Here is an 8,956-nt window from a genome sequence, read left to right as displayed (position 1 = left end):
CGTGCACGTGGCTGCTCATGCCGGCCGGCACCCGCCATTTCGCGATCGCGCCCGCATCCAGAAGCGCCCGGTAGACGGCCGGACGCGAGGCACTCACGTGCCGAGAGACCTGCGTCGAGTACATGGACTCAACATAGCGCTCGGTACTCCCGCGCGGGTCAAGGTCGGCCGTCGCTCTTCCCGGCACGAACCACCCGTCAACCGGCGGTACGCGGCAGAAGCGGATGGTTGTCGGCGACGCCTATCGGCGCTCGGCACGGTTGGACACCCCGCACAGGCGCTGAACCGGCCGAGTAGTTTCTCCACCGCTCGCGCATCCCTGCGCGCACCGCCGCCACGAGCCCCGCGATCATCTCGGACACGCTCAGCCGCGTCACACCACTCACCAACTCCACCCGACATCTCCAGCCCGGCCCCGACGGGCCCGCAGCCCCCCGCGTTGGTGAAACCAGGGCACAGCGAGCACCACAGGGTCGCGCAAGCACGGAATCACTTCTCAGTTACAGACATCGGCCCCACGACCGCCAAGTGGAGTCAAAACTGACCTACCGATGGAATCAGTTGGGCACTGACGAAGCCACGCCGGCGGGTGTCTCCTGTCATCCAATCGAGTCGTTTGACAGCGAACCCAACCGTTTCGGCTTCTATGACAGTGAACCTAGTCGTGCGGGGTGAGCACACTGGGGGTGTTGATGGCCGTACCGGTTGGGGCGGACGGGGCCGTGCCGTACGTCGAGGTGTCGTGCGTGGTTGCCGTACGCGGGCGTCGGCGGCGTCCACTGCTGGCCAGCACACTGGCTCGACGCGTGATCGGCAAGACGCTGCCCAGGGCGTAGCAGTCCGGTGACAAAGCAGGAGCTATTTCGTCGACTGTTGTCAGTTCTATGGCGTTGTGCCACGGGGGTGTAACAGGCGCTGGCCTGGGGGGCTGTGCATGCCAAGGTCATTACTGCCGCCGGTGATCGTGTGCGTCCGAGAGGGGAGCGCACTCGTCGTCACCGGATTGAGGCGACGACATCAAAGTGAAAGAAGGACACCATGCGTACCAGGACTGCCCGTTGGGGCCTGTCGGCCGTGCTCGTCGCTGCGGGGCTGGCCTTGACCGCGTGCAACCCCGACGGTTCGGTCACCGCCACCGTCTCCTCCTCTCATGCCCCCGACGCCACGCCGCCCACCGCCGGCGGCGACGCCACGCCGCCCACCGCCGGCAGCGGCTCATCCGACGCGCACCACACCACCGCACCAGCCGCCACGGCCAAGGCGGCATCCCCGGTCCGCACCCAGACCCTGGCGGACGGCAGCAAGGCCGAGATCTACGAGCTCGGCGCCCAGCACTACCTCGCCAAGGTCGTCCACAGCGGTCAGGTCTTCGTCACGCTGGAGACGAACCAGCACGACGCCGGGATCGACGCCAACGACATGTTCATCGTGCTCACGCTGGACGGCCAGGTCCATTCCTGGATGGGCGGCGGACACCAGGGACCGGGCACATTCAACCTCCCGGGCGGTTGGACGGCCAAGGTCACGAAAATCGGCGACCTCCGGTACCGAGCGCAGATCCTCGGCAACCAGGGCGAGGTGGACGCCACGCTGGAGACGAACCAGCACGACGTCGGGCTCGACGCCAACGCCGTATATATCGTGCTCAGCAACGGCGGTGTGATCAGCGCCCACGAGTAAATGCCTGCCCGGCTGCGCGGTGGAGGTCACAGCCTCGACTATGCGGAGTGCCACTGACATCCCTTGGGCCCTCGCGAGACAGCGCCTCGGGGTCGGCAACCACGACTCGCTCCTGTCAGACCTGGTGGTGCCACTTCACTGGAGCCCCAACAAGCAGAGGAGGCGCGAGGAGGTCCCTTGCCAATCAACTTAGTCGCCGCAGGTCAGCTCGCAGCGGGCGACTGGATTCGCTTTCCAAGGACAGCGGGGGCCGCGGCATCGACCTGCGCCCCATCACCCCACCCCCCCCGCCCACGCGGCAACATCCGTGACTACTCGCCGGTCGAACGCCTCTGGCACCAACTGGTCTCCCCCGGCACCTGAAGCCACCGCGGACCGGCGGCCGAGCCGGTCGAGGGTGGCGACGATGGCAGCCCGCTCGGGGGCCGACCGATTCCGGGCCCCCTGCAGCGGCCCGCGTCGGTCACCGCCTCCAGCCCGGCCCGAACCTTCGCCAGGAGCTCATCCGGTGACAGCGCCTCCGCCTGCACCGCCTCGATCGGCGGGTGTGCCCACCGTCCGTCACCACGTGAATGCTGGTCGCAGGTGGTGAAGAGTTGACCACATCCCTTCCCGTAACCCGGCCAAGATCCATAACCTGGCTCAGGTCGGCCCCCGAACACCCCCCCCCGTTGCGGGGGCCGACCCCGGCCGGGTGGCCGTATCCACGGTTGCCCCCCTCCGAGGTCGCCCGGCCGGCCCCGACACGGCAGCCGGGGCAGTGCAGCCCATCGGTCGGCGGCGCCCTACGTCCCCACACCCAGCGTGATGCACTCCGGGAGCGGGTGCCAGGCCGTGTCTGGTAATTGATCACGATGGCCGTCACGCCCGCGACTGGCGCGGGCCGGGCACCGAGGTGATCGACCTCCGCGACGCCACCCATGTCGGCGTCCGTCACCTCCGGGACGCCGCGTGGCCTGATCGGGCCGACGCTGCTGGCCGTACCGGCGTACGTCACGCTGCTGGTCTGGCTCGGGCTGGACCACGGGTGGGGCTGGGGGCCGCTCGGCGGCGGGCTGGCGTGGACCGCGCTGATGTGCTGGGCGGTGGTCACCGCCTCCCGTGAACGATCCTGCCGCAGAACGCTGTTGGCGGCGGCGCTGACCGCGCCCGGCCGCGTGGTGGCGGTACAGGAGCACACCTCGACGGACGACGACGGCACCACGTCGACCACGTACGTCCCGGTGGTCGTGTTCACCACGCACGACGGCCGGACGGTGACCGGCCAGTGCCGTACCGGCATCCGGGACCCGCGGCGTTCGCTGGGCGTCACCTGCCCGATCCACTACGCGGCGGCCGACCCGGCGGTGTTCACCGCGAACCCGGTCACGGACCGGCGGCCGTACGGCTGCGGCCTCTTCCTCACCGGGTTCATGGTGCTGGTCGGGCTGGCGGTGACGCCGGTGGGCGTGATCGGCCTGCAGTAGCGGGCCGCTGTGCGGGGGGGGCGGGCGGCGCCCGCCCCCGACCCGCGGCCTCAGTCCATCAGGTCCAGCGGCAGCGTCTTGAACTCGGATATCTCCTGCGGGACTTGGAGCTGCTGCACCTTCGCCGAAGCCACCAGCGAGTTCAGCAGGCTGGCCAGCGCCGCGGACAGCGCCTCGCCGGTGCTCACCATGTCCCCCTCGGCCAAGTACGCGGCGGCGGTGGCCAGTTTGCTGAGCACGAGCTCGCTGGCCCCGCCGAACCCGTAGGTGACGATGTGCGGGTGGCGCTTCCAGCTCGCGTCCTGCAGGAGGTCCGCGCCGTTCTGCCAGGTGCCGACCGGCCGGTCGGTGGGCGCCCCGTCGGTGAGCAGGAACACCACCGGCCGCAGCACGGCGATGGACGCCGCCGACAGCATCTCGACGTCGTGATCGATCTGTTCGCGGACGAGCCGGCACATCGGGAGGAAGTTGGTCGCCCCGGAACAGGTGACGGTCGGCAAGTTCTGCAGCTGCTCGATGTCGGTCATCGGGGTGACCACGTGGGCGTCGGTGTTGAACGAGATCACCGACAGGTGGATGAACTCCGAGATGTCCGGGCGGGTGAAGAGGGTGTCGTAGATGTGCAGCAGCGTGTCGTTGAGCAGGGTCTCGAACCGCTGCATGGAGGTGGAGGTGTCCAGGACCAGGTAGGCCGGCAGGCCCTTGGCCTTGTACGTGGTGCCGAATTCGGGCTGTGCGCTCATGGTTTCTCCGCAACGTGCTTTCTAGAGGGGCCAGTCGAAGAGCAGGGTGGCGCCGAGGACGACGAGCACGACGGCCAGGGCGTAGAAGACGAGGTTCAGCAGGCGCGCCTTGGGCGGGGGCGGCGGCTCCGGGGCGGACCGGAGGGACGGTGTGGATGGGGTGGGCGGGGTGGACAGGACCGACCCGCCGGTCAGGAAGGCCTGGCTGCCCGGCGCCGGGGCGCTGGGCGGGTACGCGGTGACGGGCGGCGGGGACGGGGCGGCGGACGGGAATCCGAGGCCGGTCCGGGGCGGCGGCGTCCCCCCGGTGGGCCCCGGGGCAGGCGCGGGCCTCGGCGTCGGCCTCGCGGCCGGCGGGTTCGCGGCCGGCGGGTTCGGGCGCCCCGACGGCGTCCTCGGCTGTGTGCCGCCCGTCCGGGACCGGCCGCGCAGGTCCACGGACCCCGTCACGTTCGACGCCGTCTTGGACGCCGCCGCCGGGGACCCCGCCGCATGCGACGCCCCGGGCGCCTTCGCCGGGGCGACGGTCGGCGGCCCCACCCGGATCGACCCGGTCACGTTCGACGGGGCGGTCCTGGTGCCGGGCGCGGGGCGGGTCGGCGCGCCCGGACGCCCGCTGGACGCCCGGCCGTCGAGCGCGGCCAACAGCTCGTCGGGCGTGCAGCGTTCCTCGGCGGCGCGGGCGTTGAGGCTGAGGAACAGGGCGGCGGACAGCGGTGTCGAGCCGGTCTTCTTCTCCAGCGCGCGGTGGGCCGCCATCGGGTCGCCGCGCTCCCCGGTCAGGCAGCGCACGGTGAGCACCGCCAGCTTGTAGCGGTCGCTGAGCACGGTCAGCGGGGGCTTCCGCGCCTCGGAGAACAGCGGGTCCTCCCAGCCGTTCGACTGGATCCACTTGCGGGTGCCGATGCCGCAGGTGTCCATGTCGATGACGAAGACGGCGCCGGTGCCCTGCTCCCAGAAGACGTTGCTGTAGGACCAGTCCCCGTACACGATGTCGTGCCGGGCGAAGAAGTCGCCGATGGCCAGCAGCGACCGTACGGCCTGCTCCCGGACCGCGCGGTCGGCCGGCCGGATGCCGCGCTTGGCGCACTTGGCGTCGGTGGCCACCAGCCAGTCGAGCGGCAGCGGCGCGGGGTCCTGCAGTTCGCCAATGATGTTCCGCAGCCGGGCGGAGAACCGGTCCGGCGCCTTGGCCATGACGATGCCCTGCACGTCGCCGCCGTCGACGATCCGGGCGACGGGCCAGGAGACGGCGGCGCCGATCAGCGTCCGGTCCGCCGGGGACATCGAAGCGGGCAGCTGGATCAGGTTCCCCAACGCGCTCGGCGCCGTCTTCGGCACGGGTGTCCTGTAGAGCTTGGCGAGCCAGCCCGGGTGCCCGGCGATCTCGTACACCTGCCGCGACTCGCCGTCGTCCGTGGACAGCACCCGCCCCGCGGGCACGTCCGACAGGGTCACCTTCGGCCGGAACGGGCTGGCCGCCGACGTCATCACCGCTGCCTTCCCTTGGCGGCGGTGCCCGGGGTGTCCGCGCACCAGACGACGACGGCGGTGCGGTCGTCCTGCAACTGCGCCTGCTCGAAGCCCACATCGAGCAGGAAGGCACCCACCGGTGGCGGCTGCCGCCAGCGTTCGGCGAACCACTGCTGGGCGTCCGGCCCGAGCGCGAACGCGTCCGCGACGCCGTCCGTGGTGAGGCCCATCACCTCGCCGGGGCCCATCTCCACCACCCCGTACGGGAGATGGTCCACGTCATGCGGCAGGAAGTGCGCGACGGCGCTGGGGTCCAGGCCGCCCTTCTCGTCGCCGATCAGCCGCTCCCAGTGCCGGTGGACCAGCCGCCAGGCGCTGACGTCGCCGATGGCGCCGAGCCAGCAGCGGCGGACGCCGTCTGGGTCCGGCTGGGCCGGGATCACCGCCGCCAGCGCGACCGCCCGTACCTCGTCGGCGGTCCAGCCGCGCTGCTCGGCGGCTCCGTACATCTGGCGGGCGGCCGCCAGGAAGACCTCCCGTACGTTGATCCGCTGCAACGGGATTCCCCGGTCGAGCAGTTCGCGGAGCGTGTTGACCAGGGCGATGACGGCGGCGCCGGCCCCGAGGTCGGAGTGCTTGCTGTCGGACATGCCGTCGGCGACCGCGACGACCAGGTGGCGCCCCGCGCTGTCCTGCCCGATCCGGTACGCGTCCTGCCGGGGAATCCCCCGGCTGCGGTGGGACGGGCCGCTCACCGAGGCGGCCCGGAGCTGCAACCCGCCGAGGACCGCCTCGTCAGCGGTGATCGCGGCGGTGGACGGCGCGGCCGGCAGCAGCCACGGGGCGGTCGCGGCGGCCGAAGGCTTCCGCAGGACGGGGAACCGGCCGGGCTCGTCCGGATAGCCCACGAGGGGTCGTTCCTGGCGTTCCTGCGGGTCGTAACGCTCGGCCTGCCCGGCGGTGGCCAGCGGGCCGCCGTCCGACGGCTGCCGCACGGCCACCGCGGCGGCCGACGGGGGGCGGTCGGGTCCCGGGGCGGCCGGGTACGACTGGCCGGGGCCGGCCCCGGCCAGGTCGAGCCGCGCCGGCAGCCGGGGATCGGGTACGGGATACGCCGGGGCGGTGGGCGCGCTGTACGACGCCGGTGCCGGTGCCTGTGCATGCGTCGGTGCCGGTACCTGCGCCGGTGCCTGGGGTCCGACGCCCCTGGGCGGCTGCTCCCCGGCGGTCGGCTCGATCTCGGCGGAGGAGGTCTCCACGGCCTGCACCTGCACCTTCGGATTGACGGCGCCCGCGACCTCGGGGCCGGAGATGTCGTTCCGGTTCCGGCGCTTCGGGCGGCCGACGGTGGGCGAGGGCTCGGTGGGACGGGCCGCGGACTCGAGCTCGGGGAGGTTGGCCACGGCGAGGAACCCCGCCAGCAGGACGGCCACGACGGCCATCGCGGTGAACAGGCCCCTCACCAGCAGCCCGGACACCGTGCAGATCAGCACCAGGAGCGCGACGGTCAGCACCGTCAGCCCGAGGATGACCCACCGCCGGCGCCGCAGGGCGGCGGGCGGGGACTCCCGCTTCCGGTGGGAGGAGGGCGGTGGTCCGGACACGTCGGCCGCTCGCCACACCTGCGGCGGCTCGGGGTCGGCCGTCCGGCGGAGGCTCTTCATATCCGTTTTCCGTCCTTACGGGGCCGCCGGTTGGAGCCCACCGGAGTGGTGCCGACGACGTTCGACGATCCGCCGCCGGTGTTCCCTTGCTGGGCGGGCGGCGCGGCCGAACCGGGCGCCGAGGCCGGGGTGTTGGGAGGCGGCGTGGTGGGAGGCGGGGCCTGGGTGGCGGGGCCTTGAGCCGCCGGGCCCTGAATGGCCGGGCCCTGAATGGCCGGGGTCTGGGTGGCCGGGGTCTGGGTGGCCGGGGTCTGGGTGGCCGGGGTCTGGGTGGCCGGGGTCTGGGTGGCCGGGGTCTGGGTGGCCGGGCCTCGGTTGGCGGAGCGCCGGGCGCCCGGTCCGTGCGGTGCGGGTGCGGCGGGTGCCGCAGGCGCTTTCGTGGGCGTCGGCGCGGGAGCCGCGGGGGTCCCCGGCGGCGGCTGCGCGAAGCTGCGGACCCGGGGCCTGGGCGGCGCGGGGTTCTGCGCGGGGCCCAGCACCACGCCCGCCACCACCTGCGCCTGCGGGGCGGACGGCGGCGGCGCGGCCGGGTAGCCCGTGGCGGGGGAAGCGGGCGCCGAGGGAGCGGCGGACGGCGCGGGGGACGGCGAGAACGCCCCCGGCATCAACTGCGCCGGCGGCCCCGCCTGCGGCAGCGCCGCACTCGGCTCCGGGCCGAACAACGGGGCCGGGCGGTGCATGTCCTGCCACATCTGCTGCGCCTCGGCCGGCTGGATCAGCTTCGCCTCGATCAGGTCCCGCAGCGTCTTGATCTTGCGTTCCGCGGCCACGTCCTGCCGCTGGCCGAGATCCAGCATGATCTCCCGCAGTTTGCCCGGGTCCTGGGCGATGAGGTGGATCAGGATGCCGCCGTCGCCCCGGGCGGCCTGCCGGATCGCGTTCTCCCGGTCGCCCTGCAGAACCTGCTCCAGTTGCTGCCTGGTGCGGTCGGTCTGGTGCTCGACCTGGAGCAACCTCTGCTTCTCCGCCGCCTGTCGCAACGCCCGCAGGTGGTCGGTGGCCTCCTGGTCCAGGGAGAGCCCCACGGTCAGCGCGGAGACCGTCAACCCCTCCGGCAGCGAGTGGCAGTTGGCGCAGAAGCTGGACCGGACGAACGTGTCGAAGTCGGCCAGCCGGTCGATGGGGTAGAGGCCGGCGTGCGGCCACAGCAGGTTGCGTATCGCGAGGGCGACGGCCGCGTCGCCGGCCGCGACCGTCCTGATGTTGCGCCGCACCACCTGGCCGGGCGCGGTGACCGTCCAGGTGGCGTCCAGGGACGCTTGGAAGCCGTAGCCGCCGGTACCGCTCGGCAGCACCTCCGTCCACGACGACCGGTGGTCGCTGGTGTCGATCTCGTACCGGTAGCGGTACTTGAAGGAGCCCATCGCCGAGGGCAGCCGGGGGAGTTCGACCACCGTCCCGTCGTCGGTGGTGAACACCAGGGCCTGGCTGGGCAGCGGCGGCGTGCCGCGGTTGCCCATGGTCACGGCGTAGGGGCCGCCGACGAGCAGCGACGGGTCGGCGCCCTGCGAGTACGGAGCCGGCTGGGGCCAGCCGGACTGCTGATCGTTCATCGGGGGTTCCTTCCGAGGTGGTTCAGCACTTCCTGTCCGGCCAGCGGGGCGCCGCGGCCCTCGCCCGCCGCGATCCATGTGTCGGCCTGCTTGCGGATGATCCGCTGGGTCCGTACGTCGGCGGCCGCCACGGCGAGCAGCCGGCCGAGCGCGGCGCGCGCCGCCGGGTCGGGCTCGGCGAGCCGGGCCCACTCGGCCAGCACTTCGTGGGCGGCCTCGTACACCTGGGCCGAGTTGACCGTCCGCATCCACAGCAGGGCCACCTCCTGGCGGCGGATGTCGTCGCGGTCGGCGGCGGCCAGCAGCATCGGCCACACCCCGGGGCCGCGGCCGCCGGGCCCGGCGGGGCCGCCGGGCCGGTGCGGGCCGCCCGGCCG

Annotated in this window: 7 protein-coding genes; 2 read left to right on the top strand and 5 right to left on the bottom strand. The window is 72.8% G+C overall.

What is annotated here, in order from left to right:
• Positions 1 to 1,038: 1,038 nt before the first annotated feature.
• Both FCI23_RS52280 and FCI23_RS52275 read left to right on the top strand, forming a co-directional pair.
• Positions 1,039 to 1,680 (top strand): hypothetical protein, encoded by a 642-nt coding sequence (locus FCI23_RS52280; RefSeq protein WP_136730977.1) that lies wholly within the window; start codon positions 1,039 to 1,041, stop codon positions 1,678 to 1,680.
• A 920-nt stretch (positions 1,681 to 2,600) separates the two neighbouring features.
• Entirely contained in the window at positions 2,601 to 3,146 is a 546-nt protein-coding gene (locus tag FCI23_RS52275) for a DUF3592 domain-containing protein (RefSeq protein ID WP_136730976.1), read from the top strand.
• 50 nt (positions 3,147 to 3,196) lie between these two features.
• Here the strand turns inward: FCI23_RS52275 and FCI23_RS52270 are convergent, their stop codons facing one another.
• The 5 genes from FCI23_RS52270 to FCI23_RS57810 all read right to left on the bottom strand — a co-directional run.
• A complete protein-coding gene (locus FCI23_RS52270; protein ID WP_136730975.1) occupies positions 3,197 to 3,889 on the bottom strand; it encodes a vWA domain-containing protein in 693 nt (230 codons plus the stop codon).
• 21 nt (positions 3,890 to 3,910) lie between these two features.
• On the bottom strand, positions 3,911 to 5,380 hold the full coding sequence (locus FCI23_RS52265; RefSeq protein WP_136730974.1) for a hypothetical protein: 1,470 nt from the start codon (positions 5,378 to 5,380) through the stop codon (positions 3,911 to 3,913).
• Positions 5,380 to 7,026 (bottom strand): protein phosphatase 2C domain-containing protein, encoded by a 1,647-nt coding sequence (locus FCI23_RS52260; protein ID WP_136730973.1) that lies wholly within the window; start codon positions 7,024 to 7,026, stop codon positions 5,380 to 5,382. The genes FCI23_RS52265 and FCI23_RS52260 overlap by 1 nt, the downstream gene beginning before the upstream one ends.
• Positions 7,023 to 8,579 carry a hypothetical protein gene (locus FCI23_RS52255; RefSeq protein ID WP_136730972.1) on the bottom strand — a complete coding sequence of 519 codons (1,557 nt, stop codon included), beginning with the start codon at positions 8,577 to 8,579 and terminating at the stop codon, positions 7,023 to 7,025. Before FCI23_RS52255 ends, FCI23_RS52260 begins: the two co-directional genes overlap by 4 nt.
• On the bottom strand, positions 8,576 to 8,956 hold a 381-nt coding region (locus FCI23_RS57810), incomplete at its 5' end, for a hypothetical protein (RefSeq protein WP_211265863.1). The genes FCI23_RS52255 and FCI23_RS57810, both read right to left, overlap by 4 nt.

The organism is Actinacidiphila oryziradicis, assembly GCF_005047355.1.
Classification (GTDB): Bacteria; Actinomycetota; Actinomycetes; order Streptomycetales; family Streptomycetaceae; genus Actinacidiphila; species Actinacidiphila oryziradicis.
This window is presented reverse-complemented; position numbering and strand designations above follow the sequence as displayed.

Excerpts from the sequence above, each read along its gene's own strand:
- FCI23_RS52260 (WP_136730973.1), bottom strand. The coding sequence starts at position 7,026 with ATGAAGAGCCTCCGCCGGACGGCCGACCCCGAGCCGCCGCAGGTGTGG.
- FCI23_RS52270 (WP_136730975.1), bottom strand. The coding sequence starts at position 3,889 with ATGAGCGCACAGCCCGAATTCGGCACCACGTACAAGGCCAAGGGCCTG.
- FCI23_RS52280 (WP_136730977.1), top strand. The coding sequence starts at position 1,039 with ATGCGTACCAGGACTGCCCGTTGGGGCCTGTCGGCCGTGCTCGTCGCT.
- FCI23_RS52275 (WP_136730976.1), top strand. The coding sequence starts at position 2,601 with ATGTCGGCGTCCGTCACCTCCGGGACGCCGCGTGGCCTGATCGGGCCG.
- FCI23_RS52265 (WP_136730974.1), bottom strand. The coding sequence starts at position 5,380 with ATGACGTCGGCGGCCAGCCCGTTCCGGCCGAAGGTGACCCTGTCGGAC.
- FCI23_RS52255 (WP_136730972.1), bottom strand. The coding sequence starts at position 8,579 with ATGAACGATCAGCAGTCCGGCTGGCCCCAGCCGGCTCCGTACTCGCAG.